The organism is Lysinibacillus sp. AR18-8, from assembly GCF_001705465.1.
GTDB lineage: Bacteria > Bacillota > Bacilli > Bacillales_A > Planococcaceae > Lysinibacillus > Lysinibacillus capsici.
The window spans coordinates 367,233-383,755 of sequence record NZ_MDGU01000006.1; the positions used below are offsets into that span (position 1 = coordinate 367,233).

Genomic DNA, 16,523 nt, shown 5'->3' on the forward strand with positions numbered 1-16,523 from the left:
ACAGTTTACTGCCTCCCTTTTGGCAAAAATACGTCTGGAACTAAATGAATTAATTCTTTATCTTCTAGTTCCGCCAATGTTTTTTCTGATAAAGGATGATAACGTTGTTCGATACGATATTCACCTGTCTTTTGATCCCTTACTTTCACTTCTCTATACACATAATTTCCTACTGTTCCTTTAGAAGTAAACTCCGTATACTCGGCCAATTCTTTGATTCTTCGAACAGTTTTTCCTTCTTTGGTCCTTGTCCCTTGTAAATAGCAACCCCAACGTAAAAATTCTACGATTTCATTTCCAATTAATTGATCATCAATAATCGCATAAGCTGGTGATTGTCGAATCATCGGAATCAAGCGAGATGGGATATTCATGGCCCCTTTAGCGTGTAAAGTAGAGATAATGGCATGATCGGTTTTAGCACTATCTAATACATCTGCAGCTACTGCACCTCGGATCTCAGCGATAATGGTCCAATCAGGGTTATTTCGAAGTGCTGCTTTCACACCATCGCTCATTTCAAACACACCAGGTATTGTTTTCCAACTTGTAATATCCTTTTCAGGGTATAATGTTTTTATATGACTATCCCGTGTATCTTCAATTAATACAATGTTTGCATCTTCAGCTGTATATCCAACTAACAGTTTTTGAAATTCTGTCTTTCCTGAACCTGTTTGTCCACAAATGATAAGATTACTTTCGGCAAGCGTTAATACTTTAAACAATTGCTCTACGGGCTCATGATCTCCTGTCACTAAAGCAGCTATTGAACTAATCGCTAAATGAGGACGAGAAACACGAATGGCAAGATTAACACCGTCAATGCTAATACGTTGATGTGTGCCGCTGATCCGTAAAATACCGATTTCTGTATCCAATTGTGGCTCAGTGTGCGAAAAATTACCTTTTTGAATATCTGATATTTGTTTCACAAGTCTTTGCACGTCTTCTTTACTTGGCTGGTCTGGCGCTAAATATCGTCCTTTTTCATTATCTTGTATCCTCAATTGTGTTCCATTAAATCTAATATCTGTGATAGTTAATTGTTTCAAATAAGGCCCTAAAAAACTTTGCTCCAATATTTCATTAATTCTTTCTTCTAGACGTTCCTGATCGCTCATTACGTTCATTTTTTATACCTCCATTTGTTCAATAGACAAACATTTTTGCAATCCTTCCAACAATAGTTGGGCTTCTTCCATCGTAAGTGATACGCCTTTTCCTGCTTTTTCTTTTTGAGGAGACCACCACCGTATATCAATAGTAGTTGGTTTATGATACCAACTTACTTTTGACAATTCCCTTGTCCATCCCGTATCAGCAGTTCGCAAAAGGGCAACATTTTCAATAATTTCAAACGTTTCCTTAGACATTCACCACCATCCTCCTTTGTCATATTGTTTAAAGTCTATTTAGGCATGGTATTTAATGCATCTGTCACATTCGTCATGTAGTGCAAGAAAATGACACCAGCAAATCCACCCACTAAAAAAAGCGATATTAGAATTGGAAATAAACCAAATTTATCGCTTGCATTCATCTTATGTTGTATCAATTCATCAACCTTATTTTCCTGAAGGTTTTGGATATATCGCTCTAATTCCTGTATAGATTCCTTTTCTACACCTTGTTCACTAAATTGGTAAATCATATTCATAACCATGTAAGCCTCACTAGAACCTATATAATCCGCAAATTCTAAATAGGCATTTCGATCATTTCCATTCTCGATTTTCTGAATAAGTTTGATCAATTCTTTATCCAATGGATCAGGCGTATATTTCAACGCTACTTTCAATGTTTGATAGACATTTCCTGAACTTGGCAGTAATGCTATGAAGCTCTGCAAAAATTGCGGAAACAAAAAGGAATTTTTTACATCAATATTTTTTTTTGGTTGCCAGCAATTTGATATAAGCAAATTTCCATCCTAGATAAAAGCCAGCTGGCAAACCAATTAACAATATTGGTTTTTTAATCACCATAATGATCATTGTATACAGCATGGTTACAACCACAGCGTATAAAATACGATGGATTAGAAATTTCTTTTTATCTTTTCCGAAAAATTCTAAATGAGCGTCAAGCAACCGTTCTTTAAGCAACTCGTTAAACATCTTTAATAACTCCTTCCAAGTAATTTTCTAATTTTATGGTGAGGATAAGATTGACTTGTTTTTATTAAAGTCCTTTGCTAAATACTCAAAACGAAATTTAGCTGCAGTAATGCCTCTATTAAAAATCGGTTTAAGCCCCTTGTTGGTACGAACAATTATTGACTCCCCTGCTTTTAAATGCATTAATTCATCTATAGACAAAAGTTTCTCACTTCGACTCACACCTATAATTTTTTTCATCCCAATGAAAGCTGATAGTTTTTCTGCAGTAGTTATATCATTAATTCCCATAAAAATTTGGTTGGAACAGTTACCAATTATCGTATCTGCTTCTTCTCCATACAAATTTTTTATTTGATACATTAATTGAAAAATCAAGTGAAATCTGAACCCCATTTTAGCACCACAAGCCACCATCTCACCCATATTTTCAATTGGTGGCATATTACCTAAATCATCTAGTAAAAAATGTACTAGGCGGTTCGTTTTACCACTAGGACTCATTTTCGCTTTCTCTACATTGACACGATATAGATGACTTATAAACTTACTCGCTAACATGCGACTTGACCAATCAGTTGAAACCACAAAAATAGCAATTGGCTTGTCGCCAAATCTTACATCAGTTAAATCTAAATCAATTTCTGTACAATGTTGACTCACATTAAAAACGTAAACATCATAACCCCGAGCAACTAAAGTTTCATAACTGGCAGCCGCAAGATCTCCTTTAGCATCATTGATGACTAAGGATGGTTTATTTTTAGCACGACTTTGTACATCAATCATTGGGAAAACAAAGGATTCTCCTTTGCCTGCGCGTGCAGGCCCAATAACCATCGTATGAACTGGTCTAGTATCAATCAGTAGACGGTAAGAGCGAAATTTTTCTTGCAAGGCAGAAATAATCACACCACCATCGCCCTCAAATTCTTTGGAGGTAGCTGGAATAATTTGATATTGTCTTTTTAATTCTTGTACCTGTTCAAACATGCTTTCATTCGCTTCCTTCCATAATCAATTTTTGAATATTTGTTATCTTTTCATCTTGAGCTGAAGACATTTTATTTTGCATCGTTTTTTCGCGTTGATTTCGTAAAATACTTGTCCATTCCCTCAAAACTTTATCTGGTAAGTATTTTTTTAAATCCTTGAAAATTCTACGTTCAATAGGTATTGATTCAATCGTTGATCCGTAAGTAAGATAACTAAAGAGCTGTAAAAATGACCAGGTAGGGATTTCATCTAAATAATCATCCGTTGATTGTAATAGTTGATACAAGGTACTTGTCAAATTAGAAAACTCTGCTGTACTCATCGCTGAAGACATACAAACAAAAAGGTCTCTTTCACTTTTTGAAGTGAAGACCATTTCAGACATCTTTAAATTGTGATACTTAGTGGACATAATGGGTAGAGATAATATGGACTTACTATTATCAAAGTCCTCTGCTAGATACTCCCAACGGAACTTAGCAGCTGTAACGCCCGTATTAAAAATAGGCTTAGGCACAATTTTTCTACGCTCATTATCTTGACGCTTATTAGCACGAACGACTACAGATTCCCCTTCTTTTAACTGCATTAATTCATCTGGCATCAGTAATGCACGTTCTTTCACGGATTCACTATGCGACTTATCTGTAGACAGTAATTTCCCACTACGACTCACATCTGTAATTGTTTTTGTACCAATGAGCGCGGAGAACTGTTCTGCTGTCGCTTTATCTTTCGTTAAAATATATATTTGGTTAGAGCAGTTACCAATGATTGTATCTGCGTCATCACCATATAGGGATTTCATTTGAGAATAAGCTTGTATAATTAAATGGAACCTAAACCCTCGGCCAGCCCCTACAGTAACCATACCGTCCATACCATCCACTACTGGCATATTCCCAAATTCATCAAGTAAAGCATGTACATGGCGTTTCATTTTGCCACTAGGACTCATAGTAGCCTTCTCAGCATTTACTCGATATAATTGACTCACAAAAATACTGGCCAAAACGTGGTTCGATTTATCATAGTCAGGCGTTACCATAAAAATCGCGATTGGCTTGTCGCCAAATCCGACTTCTGTTAAATCTAAACTGTTGTAACTTGTAAGTTTTGCATTGGGTTCTAATGTGAAAATTTGCAATTTATCCATCGCTGATGAGAAAATTCCTGCGCGTGTATTACCAGCAGCAAAGTTACTTGTTGCATACATCATGCGAGCTGGATTGACCTCATCTCTGGCTCGGAAGAATAAATCTAATGCGTTTTCACCTGTCTCCTCGTTATTATCACTTCCAAGTGTAGAAAGGAAATTAGCCACAGAATATAAGTTAATCGTATCTTCTTTACCAGTCAGGAGCGCATCTTCAGTCAAGGCTAAAATGATTGCTGTCACCAAAGATTGAGCTGAGTTGGACCAAAACTTATCTTTTGCTGATGGATCATTGTATAGCATAAACCCTACGCTATTCGCATACTGTTGCGCTAAACTCGTATTTCCTGATTTCCACGCATCGATAACTACTTGTAATGGATTAAATCCCATTCCCATGTATTGTTGTATTAAATTAAATACATGCACTTCGTAACCACGAGCAATTAGCGTGTCATAACTAGCAGCTGCAAGTTCCCCTTTTGGATCGTTGACAACTAAGGAGGGCTTATTTTTGGCTCGACTCAGTACATCTATCTGAGGAAATACAAAAGTTTCCCCTTTACCCGATCTCGTAATCCCAATAACCATCGTATGAATGGGTCCTTCATCGATTAATAGACGGTACGGACGCCCTTTTTCCTGTAAAGCTGAAATAATGACGCCACCATCACCGTCATATTCTTTTTCTGCAGCAGGTATAATTTTGTATTGCTTTTTTAATTCACGCACCTGTTCAAATTCACTAGTGCCGTGCTGCCCTTTATTCAAATCCACAAAATTCAAGCGAATTTTATAGATAAATTTCACAAATCCTATCGTGCTTAGAATTGCAAACCCTATATAAAACGGAATCCAAGTTGACTGAAAATCTAAAAAGCTTCGCCAATCAATCGAAAAAGATACACTCTTGGGATCTGCCTGGAATTGATGAAATGATGCCAGTATAGATTGAAGGAATGCAAGCACAAAATTCGAAACAAAAAACATGAGTGACCAAAAAACTATAGAGAAAACAAGAAGTCCTTTAGGTTGTGCTAAACGTTGTAAATATTTTGTTTCATTCATAGACCTTACTCCTTTCTTTCAAATTCCAACAAAAAACACGCTCTGGATGTAGTAGTTACATCTGAACGTGTTTGATTTCTTGTTGCTCTCTTTGAGGGGCAATATTCCCATAGTCCGTATTTATATAAGCTATAGCAGCTACAAATACAAAAAACAAAAACCAAATTGACTTTTTGAGAAATTTTTTCATATATCTCACCTTATTTGTATTGGAAATTCAATTCATACTGGTAATAATCTTCATAAGTACGCGTATCAGAGGCTGGTCTTACCACTGTTCCTCGGTACTTATAAATACGTGTATCCATTTCAGGTCTTGTAACTGTACCAGTGTAATTTTGGACGTACTCATAAATACGTGTATCTGTAGCTGGTTTTGTTACTGTTCCCTTATAAGCATATACGCGTGTATCAACTGCAGGCTTTGTGACCATTCCTTTATACTTATCTACCAAAATATATCCACTGTAAAAGCAAGTTGTAGTATCCCCATCAATCGTGCGATTTACTAAAGTTAAAGATTGTCCATTTATATAATAAAAATGAGAACAACCACCCGTCCCCAAGTTAGGATAAACCTCGCTTATTGTAGTGAATTCTTCAACTTGATAACGTTCTAAATATCCAAAGTAACCATCTTGATGATAATTGGCTGAATTTTGGTCTTGAATATACTTAGTATCGCTTGGAGTATACGTTCCACTTACAAGATACTTTTCAAGCTTTCCTGTATAACCATTTTCATTGTATTCTTCAGCTGTAGCACCCTCTATCCATTTTGTATCTGAAGGTGTGTATTCACCACTAAAAATCGTTTTAACTGGATCTCCACTCTTCAACAAATTACCTCTATACCCGTCCGATCCATAGTCTATAGAACCTGGGAAAACGCTAGTAAATAAGGATGTTTTAGTTGTCGTGATCACCTTACTATCAGCTAGCATAAGTTTCCCACTATAAAGATAGCGTTCTAGGGTGCCTGTATAACCATTTTGGTTATACACAGCTGAGTCCTCGCCTGTCACATATTTTTCATCTGCCAGCGTATTTGTTCCACCTGTTTGTATCGTCTTTACAACTTTTCCACCTGATACTTTAACGGTCACTTTCTCCCCATCAACACGTACAACTTCTACTTTTCCCATATCTGCAGATACATCCAGCAGATTTTTTAACCCTGGCACCGTAAATGTATACTCTTTATCTGGCTGCAATGACTCAGGTGTTTTTGTAGAGTATGACTTTGCAATTTCAGTTGGCAGATTAGGTTCATTAGAATTACCACCATTTTTACCTGTGGTACGCTTCATAATCACGATTTTATCTTGACCATCTAGCGTTTTCATACCACGCACATTTTGATAGTTGTATTTATACCCAATAACAATCTCTTCTCCAAACTTAACAAGCCCTAGCTTAGAGAAAGTCACTGTTAAATCCTTTTTCTTTAATCTTTCAGCTACTTGTGAAACATGTTCAGACACACCGCCTTCTTCTTTGACAAGCTCCGTAACCTCTTCTGTCATCTTCAAAAAGGCATGTTGCTGAAAAGCATCGATAGACATCATAAGAAGAAAAGGAAAAACCACAGCTGCAAACAACGCTGTGGCCAGAATAGCACCTTTTAGGTTAGACATATGAAATCTCTCACCCCTTTCATTAAAAGAAGGTTCTACAGTACACTTGATTTAATTGAAGTAGTTGATCTGATCTAATCAGTTCACCTACCTATATTGGAAATTAAGATTGTACTGGTAATAATTCTCATAAGTACGCGTATCAGAGGCTGGTCTTACCACTGTTCCGCGGTATTTATAAATACGTGTATCCATTTCAGGTCTTGTAACCGTACCAGTGTAATCCTGTACATATTCATATATTCGTGTATCAGTAGCTGGCTTCGTTACTGTTCCCTTATAAGCATATACACGTGTGTCTATACCTGGTTTTGTTACTGTGCCACGATATTTGTTAATAATGATATTTTCAGAAACAGTATACTTGTAATAACATGTTTTTGCCCCCATTACATCCTCTGTGTAGTCATACAAAGGATAACTGCCACCTGGATATACCGCAGGACAGCTCAATCCCGTAGGTACAACATAATCAGCATAACGATCTACTAATACCTCTTTCCAACCAGCAACATATTGTTCTAACATACCTGTATAGCCATTTTGGTTGTAATAGGCTTGATCCTGACCCTCTACATATCTACTCTCGCTAGGGATGTATACGCCACTTACAACATATCTTTCAAGCTTGCCTGTATAACCGTTTTTATTGTAATCTTCAGCTGTAGCACCTTCTATCCATTTAGTATCTGAAGGTGTGTATTCACCACTAAAGATCGTTTTAACTGGATCTCCATTCTTCAACAAAGTACCATGATAGCCATCTGATCCATAATCAATAGAACCTGGGAAAATGCTAGTAAATAACGATGTTTTGGTTGTCGTGATCACCTTACTATCAGCTGGCATAAGTTTCCCACTATAAAGATAGCGTTCTAGGGTGCCAGTATAACCATTTTGGTTATACGCAGCTGTATCTTCACCTGTCACATATTTTTCGTCTGCCAGCGTATTTGTTCCACCTGTTTGTACTGTTTTTACTACTTTTCCACCTGATACTTTAACGGTCACTTTCTCCCCTTCAACACGTACAACTTCTACTTTCCCCATATCTGCAGATACACCCAGTAGATTTTTTAATCCTGGTACCGTAAATGTGTACTCTTTATCTGGCTGCAATGACTCAGGTGTTTTTGTAGAGTATGACTTTGCAATTTCAGTTGGCAGATTAGGTTCATTAGAATTACCACCATTTTTACCAGTGGGACGCTTCATAATCACGATTTTATCTTGACCATCTAGCGTTTTCTTACCACGCACATTTTGATAGTTGTATTCATACCCAATAACAATATCTTCTCCAAATTTAACAAGTCCTGGCTTAGAGAAAGTCACCGTTAAATCCTTTTTCTTTAATCTTTCAGCTACTTGTGAAACATGTTCAGATACACCGCCTTCTTCTTTGACAAGCTCTGTAACCTCTTCTGTCATCTTTAAAAAGGCATGTTGATGGAAAGCATCGATAGACATCATGAGAAGAAAAGGAAAAACCACAGCTGCAAACAACGCTGTGGCCAGAATAGCACCTTTTAGGTTAGACATATGAAATCTCTCACTCCCTTCTTGTGAAATGACTCACCATTCTGCTAAACCTTTCGGTTCAAGCACTTAAAGGTAGAAAGTTTTATCGTACTCAATTACTCATATACTCAAATTGTAGTTGATATTGATAGTAGTTGGCGTAAGTACGTGTATCTGATTCTGATCTTGTGACGTATCCTTCGTAATCCCAACTTGGATTACCTTTAGAATTGTCATAAACTATACCAGTAAATTTACGAATACCCTTAGTAGCTAAAATTTCAAGGGTATCTCCATTTTTAGGATTAGGGACAATGGAATTAAGATCAGGTTTATTTGGATATTCGACACCGTTTAATAATTCTAGTGATGATTCCCCAGATCTATAAACATACTTAGGTTCATCAAAGAAAGTATCCACATAATCAATTAAATCGCCTACCCAAGTTACACCATTTGGATCTGTTTCTTTGTACTTGAAAACAGTGTTACTACAACCTGTTGTTCCGCTAGAACGAGTCCATTCTCCATCTTTATAAACATAATTTGAAAAACTTCCAGCTACCAAATGTATACACAAATTATCACCTGTTACTTGTTTACTTGGTGCTGTTCCTGAGTATCCAACATATTGTAACTTACCTACATACCCATCTTGGTTATAATTCAAGTATTTCGCTACTCTAGGACTACTTCGTTTTTCTGTAACTCGAACAAATTTCGTATCAGCTGGAATAAATGCTCCACCTGTTTGAACTTTCTTTGAGATGGCTCCATTAGAAACTCTCGCTGTTACTTCTTCACCGTTAACACGCACAATTTCAACATTTCCAGTATTTGAAGTTACATTTAGTATATTTTTTAATCCTGGTATGTTAAACGTAAATTCACCATTGGCATTTAACGATTCAGGCGTTGTCACAGAATATGTTTGAGGTTCCTTTGGCGTGGTAGGATTACCGCCACCTGCGACTATACGTTTGTCTATTACCACTTTATTTTGTGTAGCTAACTTTTGTTTACCACGTACATTTTGATACTCATATTGATAATTAATAACAATTTCTTCTCCAAACTGAACTAAACTAGGTTTAGAAAAGGTCACTATGTAGCCTTTGCCCTTTAAATTATTCGCTACCTGTTGTACTTGTTCGGAAACGCCACCTTCTTGTTTAAGAAGCTCTGCTATTTTTTCTGTTGTACTGAGATAAGCACGTTGTTGCAAAGAGTCGATTCCAAAACTTAATAAGAAAGGAAACACTACACCAACCCATAGTGCCATCGCCAAAATTGCACCTTTTAGATTTGACATGCCTGTGCTTCACCACCCTCCCCTTAAAGTAAAAGGCACTCACCAAATTTGGTGAGTACCTACTCTAATTCATTCAGTGTTAAGTGTCGTTCAGCAGTACCCTTCACTTTACCCTTTTCATCAATATATCGAATACGGTATTGGATACCGCGAATATCTTTATCAATGGATGTTACTTTACCTCCTGCATCTACAAATGCATAATTTACTTGGAGCTTGTAGGTAAGATTTTTTTGAGTTGCTGCAATTTCAGTCAACAAATTTTCTACTAATTCCTTTTTGTCTATATACAAAGCGTCCTTCTCTGATCGTCCCTGCTCATTTAAGCCTGTTCGAATGGCTCCTACATGAGCAGTTTCCAAAACCACTTCAGTTTCGGCCATTGTACGTGTCGTTATATTCTGAACTGATGCCCCGTAGGCAATAAACCCTATAAAAGCTACGAACGCTAGTAGTGGTACAAACCATTTCAAAAAAGTCGTCATAATATCTCCTTCCTTGTGTCTTATCGTTCATATTGAAGTTTCCGCACTTGATTTTCTTTTTTGAAAAGTTGTTGATTAACACATTTCTCAAAAGACTTATGATCATCCAGAGAAAATTTTATTGGCGATAAGGCATCATCAGGATATTCAAAAACTTTGTACTCTAAATTCATTTTCTCAAAAAATCCAATCAACTCATGTGTTTTGTTCTGACCTTCAGCTGTATGTGGCATAGCTAGAATAAATGTTTTATGCTGTAAATCCCTGTTTAACATTAGTTTCTGGATAGGTTCTTTAAAATCAACATTGTCCTCTCCCTGTATAACTAATACGCCACATTCTGCATCAACACTTCGGAACGATAAAGCATCCATTCTCGAATTGCATATTACTACATGTTGCATGGACTTTTTAATATCAATATAATTTCTGCTGTTTGACTCAAATTTCTTATCAAAAAACTGAACATATCGCTGAAATTTTTCCTTTTCCTTTACTAAAAAGTCATTTCCATCTTTACACGTTTCAGGGTATATAAAAATTTGATAATCAGCATGTATTTCTTCCAGACAACTAGCGATTTCTTTGGAAGCTTTATAGCCAGCAACATCATCGTCCATAGCAATAAGAAATCGCTTATTCTTAAATTTTTCTGGATTTTCTTTTATATAGTTGCAGAGAGTTCGGTATTTCCGAGAACCTGTTAATGCCATAATTCCAAGCGTTTTATCGATTTCACGAAATGATAAACTGTCCAAAATAGCTTCACCAATAACAACGGTTTTTGCCTCTTCAGGAATATCAACAAAAAAATCCCTCGCTTCATTTGAGGGATTCACAACTAGTTGTATTTCTTTAGGCTCAATATTTGGATTAATGGATGAACGTAACAAAATTCGATCTATACGACCATCCTCACTAAATAACGGAAAGACAAGGTTTCTTTGACACATCCAATGATTATCCGCATAATTCTTCGGTAATAATCCATTCGCATATTCAAACATAAATTTCACGCCTTCTGGATTAGAAAAATCAGCAATGAACGGGGAAGTAGTTGCACGTGAAAGTCCTCGATAACCCTTGTCTAAGGTGTCACTTTCGATATTTTGTAGGACATGATTCATTAATTTTGTAAAGTCGGCCAGCTGCTTAGACTCCTTAACGCTAAGTCCCTTTCTTTTATCTTGATCAGTAGAGTAAGAGATTTCAGCCTCTTTTTCTTCGTAGGATAAAATAAAACGCTCACCACAACTATTTTCTCGATTGCATTGAATGAAATTCATATTGTTTTTATAGATAAACGCTTCCTGTTGCTGGCACTCTGGACACGTACAAATGAAATATCTGCCTCGATCCTTTGCATTTAATTCGGCCAACATCTCATTTATATCTTGATAAAGTAATTTATTGTGGCTCATCCTCCTTCACCTCATCTCTCTGTAATTGCTTTTCAATATCCAACTTAAATTGTTGTAGAATTGGACTTAAAACAAGAGATTCAATCATTTCATCATTAGCAAGCGAGAAGCCTTGCGATAAAATAGCATCATATTTTTCTTTTAAAGCCGTAACCAGTGTTAAATGAATTTCATAAGCTTCAGCAAAACTATATTGTTCTACAAAAGTTGAAAAAAGGATTAGCTGAACAGACTGATATAGTTTGAAATTGGGACATAAAGCCTCAATGCGATGTTTTCCTACAGACTGAAAACTTGCACCAGCATATTGAGTAAATTGTTTGAAAGCTGTATCCTCTTGCAATATCAAATTTACCTTTTCCTCTAACAATTTTTGCTGTTGAAGAAAGTCTGTTTGCTCACCTTGCAAAGTCTTTTGAGCATCGAGGACTAACTTTTCTAAAGCAGTTTTTATAGCTGCCATCATTTGCTCAAGTTCTGCATAAAAGCCTGTTCTAACAAGTGGTTGCATGGTCCCATATACTTGATTTAGTTGTGAACCATCTAAATAAATAGGGAACGGTTCAAAAGCAGAAACACCGAATAGTTGATCAAAGCGAATCGCAAATGTCGCAAACTCTTTATTAATAAACAGCTGCTTTTCCTCCTCAACATACTCCTTTAGGGTGTTGACATACTTATGTCGTATATCTTCTTCCCAACTATCAAATGTTAGAATTGTATGCTCAAGCTGTTTTTGGAGGCTATCTTTTTTGTCAAAATGAACTTGGCTGATAACTAAACATTGGCCATCAATCCAAAACTCAAAAGACTTGGTAGAGGCTGCCCTTTTTTCTTTTGCAATTCTGTCACGAATCCTATCAATAATTCCTTCTGCTTCGGTAAAAAAATAATTCCGTTCTTCATCAATTTCTCGAAAGTAATCACCGTCATCCTTGAAACGAATCAATAATTTTCGTAACACATTGTTTTCTCCTTCCCTTGCTTTCCCTCAGTAAAATATTAGATCAGAATCCAGATACTTTTCCTGTCATCCAAGCAACGAAAGATGCAGCTAGATAAACAATGGCGAATCCGATAAATACGTTCATCATCCAAGACTGCGCACTTTCTTTCTTTTGAGGATCTTTTGCAAACATCCAAACAAGGCCAATAATAATTAAAACCAAGCCAGCTACTGCAGGCGCAAATTTTTGTACGTCATTTGCAATCTCATTTATAAGTGTAATGGCATTATCCATGCTTTATACCTCCTTTTCCTTAGCTAGAGAAGCTATCATTCCTTTATTTTCTAAGCTAAATTCAAGAATTAGAGCTTGATGTTGCTGATGTAGCCAATCAAAATAAGACTGTCCCTGTGCCTCAAATATTTCCTTTACTAAGGCCTCAGTTTCAGCAAATCCTTCTGGCTTTACTTTGCTTTGACGCTTTCTTTCTGATGGTGTCAATTTGTAATTCTCCTTTCGATAAAATAAAAAAGCAGAAGATCGTTATCTTCTGCTCCTCATGACTCCCTGCCCCTAGGGCTAAATTAAGCCTTTATCATACGCCAATTCCGCTAAATACGTTGTCTACCATTTTCGTCCATCCAGCACCGATTTTCGCCATTAAAGGATCGATTACGCCAGTGGCAAAGGCTACCATTCCACCGAATAAAACTAAAACGATGATGGCTAATGTGATCTCTGCTTTGTAGTTATTCAATTCCTATACCTCCCTTCAATTGAGTTAGAGCAATAAAAAAAGAAGAGTCCCTCACGATCTCTTCTAAAAGGCTGTCTTTTTAAACGCCAATTCCGCCAAATACGTTGTCTACCATTTTCGTCCATCCAGCACCGATTTTCGCCATTAGAGGATCGACTACACCAGTAGCAAAGGCTACCATCCCACCAAATAAAACTAAAACGATAATAGCTAGAGTGATCTCTGCTTTGTAGTTATTCAAAATTCTCCACCTCCCTTCAAGGGCAATAAAAAAAGAGTGGCCAACGCCCCCTCTCTTGAATGCATTAATATTTAGTTCCAGCCCCAAGCTGCCTGTCGAACATTAATAAACTATCAAACACATTATTTTTTAAATGGATTAGAACCATCTTTAAAGATACCTTTTGCCATAACATCAGGATGATTATATTTACTGTCAAAGTAATCTTTTGCTACTTCAGCAACACCATTTTCTTTCGCCAAAGTTACAGTGTGATTAAGTCCAATTACGTAAGGAACGATTCCAGGAGCTTCATTAAAAATAGCAGCCTGCTTTTTAATGTAGGCTTTCATTTCAGCCTCAATTACAGCGCGCTTTTCAAGGTCATTCCAGTTATCGGCCAATTTTGTTTTAAAATTTGTAAGATCATGTTCAATTAAATTTCCCCAGAAAATTTTATTGTACTCGTATTTACCATCGACAAGTTCAAAGTACGCTGGTGTTTTTTCAGCTTCAAATGCACGATATGGTTGCCAGTCATTTTCTCGAATGCCGTATTGAATTAACTCTTGGCGATTTGCATTTGTTGCATAAACTTTTAATGCTTTAAGTGCTTCGTGTGGTGTATACTCATGCTTATTTCCATACATATCATAAGTATACTCACCTGCTTTATCTGCCCAAATATCTGTGTCAGAAAGCTTCACGTTAAACGTTTCTTCTAATGCTTGTCGACGCTCACTATCATTGTTTGATTGTAGTTTTTGCTGCGTTGTTGCTTTTACTGGTGCTACTTCTACAATTGGATCTACCTGGTTAACTGGTTTTGTTTCTGTTTCTGCAGCAAATGCTGATGTCATTAGCATCATAGATGCCACAGCAGCGAATGGCACAGCCATCACTTTACGTTTAAGGTTTTTTGTCATTTTCACTATAATCCCCATCCTTTTTTTAGTATCTTAGTTTTTTAAAATAGAAAGGACTCCCCAAATTTGGGGAATCCCTATCGTTCATGAGCTTGTGCAGCCATAGCTTTGTTTTGCTTCCTATCAAGTTGTACTGGCTCATGCTCGTACAACTTTTGATCGATAACAGTTGTAAAGTCCTTTAAGCGTTCGTTCATATAAAGAATGCTCTGCATCAACTTTGATTTAGCTGAATCTTTTACTTCAGAAATACTATCGCGAACACCATTCCGTAGCCCAATTACCTTGTCATCCATTTTTTGTTTGGATGTTAATGTACGTTCAATAATAGAATCTTTGAAATGCTGGCGACATTCCTTTAGAAGATTTTTCATTTCATCACGATAGTCAGCGAATGTCTTCTTCTTTGATTGTTGATCCACAGAATTGAGCATTTGTTCGATACCTATTTCAATACGATTAAATTGCTCACTTATTAAATGTTCCACCTCTTTCTTCGTTAAGAAAGATTGGTCATTTTCTTCACCAACTGCCTGTGTTTCGACAACCTTCATTAATTCAGTACCATGTTGTTCGATTTCATTTTGCATGTCTTTTGTGAATGTATCCTTTACATGCTTTCGTTTCTGATACTGTAAGAACATTTCTGTATTAGTTAATGAAGGATTAAGTCCTTCATTTGAAAAGCCATATTCTTCAGCAATTTCCCTCGCATATTTTTCCGCACGCCACAGTTGTTTATAGGATTTTAATAAGAAAGGTTGAAACTCATCCTTTCCTTCACGACCTTTGTAGCGTACAGCTGCGTCAACATGCCATTTTCCATCATCTCCGTACATGCTCAAAGTAACTTTTGGTTTATTGCCGTGTACTTCCTGCCTACTTTCTACAAAAGACAACATATCTGAAATATCCACTGGCTCAAGTTCATACCCATAGATTTGTTGCTTTGGACGTTCTTCCATTTTCTCTTTTCCCTCCCATCAAAAATATTAATATTTCAAAAGCGAAAAGGATCTCTCCTATAAATAGGAAAGACCCTTTATGTATCCTGTCAAAATTTTTTCTTTCTTCAGGACATAATCTTCTGATACTAATACTTTAGCACAGATTTTCCGAAAAAAAGTCCAAGAAAAGTCCAGAAAAAGTCCAGAAAAAGTCCAGAAAAAGTCCAAGCAGTCATTCAAAGGCTAGAGTCACTTTGACTGGGATGTATTTTTTTCAAATTCTAATTGCTTCTTAATGGAATAAATAGTATTCCTAGCAAGACCTGTTTCTCGATGAATATTCACTACTGATTCATTTTGTTTTAATAATTGGACCACTACATTATAGATAAGACGATCCTTTCCCTTTGCTTCAGCATGATATTTTCTAGGCTTGCCTTTGAAAGCTCCACGCTCTTTAGCAATAGCGATACCTTCTGACTGTGCTGTTTTAATTCGATTCCGTTCTTCTTCAACCATCCACGAAAGAAGTGTCAAAACGAGATCGGACACTAGCTGGCCAACACCTGCTAGTTCTTTATATTTTCGTGTATCAAGGATTGGCATATTTAAAACAACAATATCAATTTCATCTTCTGTTATTTGCTTCCATTCATTAAGGATTTCTTGTTTGTTCCGCCCGAACCGACTTAAATCATGAACGACCAACACATCACCAAACCGCATTTTCGATCTCATTTCACCATAAACAGAACGAGCAAAATCTTTTCCTGACTTTTTTTCACTGTAAATTTTTTCACATCCGAAAGCTTCAAGCTCCTTCAGCTGGCGATCTAAATTTTGATCAACAGAACTAACCCGTGCATAACCAAAAATCATTATGTATCGACTCCTTTAATTGAACAACTTATAATGAACAATCTAATACATTGATATTACTACAATCTATTTTGTTCAGCTAGAGTCTACTTATAATGAACAGAAAATAGATTTAAATATACATACTATAT

At 36.5% G+C, this 16,523-nt stretch carries 19 protein-coding genes; all 19 read right to left on the reverse strand.

The features are described 5' to 3' along the window. Window positions 1–5 precede the first annotated feature (5 nt). The 19 genes from BFM98_RS06530 to BFM98_RS06605 all read right to left on the reverse strand — a co-directional run bounded on the left by BFM98_RS06530 (window position 6) and on the right by BFM98_RS06605 (window position 16,392). Window positions 6–1,133, reverse strand: coding sequence for an ATPase, T2SS/T4P/T4SS family (locus tag BFM98_RS06530; protein ID WP_083225257.1), 1,128 nt, complete (start codon window positions 1,131–1,133; stop codon window positions 6–8). A 3-nt stretch (window positions 1,134–1,136) separates the two neighbouring features. Next, window positions 1,137–1,376 (reverse strand): YdbC family protein, encoded by a 240-nt coding sequence (locus BFM98_RS06535; RefSeq protein ID WP_004230933.1) that lies wholly within the window; start codon window positions 1,374–1,376, stop codon window positions 1,137–1,139. A gap of 35 nt (window positions 1,377–1,411) precedes the next feature. Beyond that, on the reverse strand, window positions 1,412–1,852 hold the full coding sequence (locus BFM98_RS06540) for a hypothetical protein (protein WP_175400721.1): 441 nt from the start codon (window positions 1,850–1,852) through the stop codon (window positions 1,412–1,414). A gap of 31 nt (window positions 1,853–1,883) precedes the next feature. Beyond that, window positions 1,884–2,120 carry a hypothetical protein gene (locus tag BFM98_RS23330; protein WP_083225261.1) on the reverse strand — a complete coding sequence of 79 codons (237 nt, stop codon included), beginning with the start codon at window positions 2,118–2,120 and terminating at the stop codon, window positions 1,884–1,886. 33 nt (window positions 2,121–2,153) lie between these two features. Beyond that, window positions 2,154–3,113, reverse strand: a complete 960-nt coding sequence (locus BFM98_RS06545; RefSeq protein ID WP_004230930.1) for a type IV secretory system conjugative DNA transfer family protein — start codon at window positions 3,111–3,113, stop codon at window positions 2,154–2,156. A gap of 4 nt (window positions 3,114–3,117) precedes the next feature. Continuing rightward, window positions 3,118–5,340 carry a VirD4-like conjugal transfer protein, CD1115 family gene (locus BFM98_RS06550; protein ID WP_004230928.1) on the reverse strand — a complete coding sequence of 741 codons (2,223 nt, stop codon included), beginning with the start codon at window positions 5,338–5,340 and terminating at the stop codon, window positions 3,118–3,120. A 200-nt stretch (window positions 5,341–5,540) separates the two neighbouring features. Then, window positions 5,541–6,977, reverse strand: coding sequence for a hypothetical protein (locus tag BFM98_RS06555; protein ID WP_004230925.1), 1,437 nt, complete (start codon window positions 6,975–6,977; stop codon window positions 5,541–5,543). 87 nt (window positions 6,978–7,064) lie between these two features. Continuing rightward, the gene (locus BFM98_RS06560; protein ID WP_004230923.1) at window positions 7,065–8,519 is read right to left on the reverse strand and encodes a hypothetical protein; all 1,455 of its coding nucleotides are present in this window, start codon (window positions 8,517–8,519) and stop codon (window positions 7,065–7,067) included. A gap of 91 nt (window positions 8,520–8,610) precedes the next feature. Beyond that, on the reverse strand, window positions 8,611–9,810 hold the full coding sequence (locus BFM98_RS06565) for a hypothetical protein (protein WP_004230922.1): 1,200 nt from the start codon (window positions 9,808–9,810) through the stop codon (window positions 8,611–8,613). A 59-nt stretch (window positions 9,811–9,869) separates the two neighbouring features. Further along, window positions 9,870–10,295 (reverse strand): hypothetical protein, encoded by a 426-nt coding sequence (locus BFM98_RS06570; RefSeq protein ID WP_004230920.1) that lies wholly within the window; start codon window positions 10,293–10,295, stop codon window positions 9,870–9,872. Window positions 10,296–10,315: 20 nt separating this feature from the next. Continuing rightward, window positions 10,316–11,716, reverse strand: coding sequence for a toprim domain-containing protein (locus BFM98_RS06575; RefSeq protein WP_004230919.1), 1,401 nt, complete (start codon window positions 11,714–11,716; stop codon window positions 10,316–10,318). Continuing rightward, complete coding sequence (locus tag BFM98_RS06580) at window positions 11,703–12,680, reverse strand: hypothetical protein (protein WP_004230917.1); 978 nt, start codon at window positions 12,678–12,680, stop codon at window positions 11,703–11,705. Before BFM98_RS06580 ends, BFM98_RS06575 begins: the two co-directional genes overlap by 14 nt. A gap of 43 nt (window positions 12,681–12,723) precedes the next feature. Continuing rightward, entirely contained in the window at window positions 12,724–12,957 is a 234-nt protein-coding gene (locus BFM98_RS06585; RefSeq protein ID WP_004230916.1) for a pilin, read from the reverse strand. 3 nt (window positions 12,958–12,960) lie between these two features. Beyond that, a complete protein-coding gene (locus tag BFM98_RS06590) occupies window positions 12,961–13,164 on the reverse strand; it encodes a hypothetical protein (RefSeq protein WP_004230914.1) in 204 nt (67 codons plus the stop codon). Between the two features lie 94 nt (window positions 13,165–13,258). Further along, window positions 13,259–13,420, reverse strand: a complete 162-nt coding sequence (locus tag BFM98_RS23835; RefSeq protein ID WP_004230910.1) for a hypothetical protein — start codon at window positions 13,418–13,420, stop codon at window positions 13,259–13,261. Window positions 13,421–13,499: 79 nt separating this feature from the next. Then, window positions 13,500–13,661, reverse strand: coding sequence for a hypothetical protein (locus tag BFM98_RS23840; protein WP_004224145.1), 162 nt, complete (start codon window positions 13,659–13,661; stop codon window positions 13,500–13,502). Window positions 13,662–13,783: 122 nt separating this feature from the next. Further along, window positions 13,784–14,572 (reverse strand): TrbC/VirB2 family protein, encoded by a 789-nt coding sequence (locus tag BFM98_RS06595; protein ID WP_066036889.1) that lies wholly within the window; start codon window positions 14,570–14,572, stop codon window positions 13,784–13,786. 71 nt (window positions 14,573–14,643) lie between these two features. Then, window positions 14,644–15,531, reverse strand: a complete 888-nt coding sequence (locus tag BFM98_RS06600) for a hypothetical protein (protein WP_066036890.1) — start codon at window positions 15,529–15,531, stop codon at window positions 14,644–14,646. Window positions 15,532–15,762: 231 nt separating this feature from the next. Beyond that, window positions 15,763–16,392 carry a recombinase family protein gene (locus BFM98_RS06605; RefSeq protein WP_066036891.1) on the reverse strand — a complete coding sequence of 210 codons (630 nt, stop codon included), beginning with the start codon at window positions 16,390–16,392 and terminating at the stop codon, window positions 15,763–15,765. Window positions 16,393–16,523: the final 131 nt, after the last annotated feature.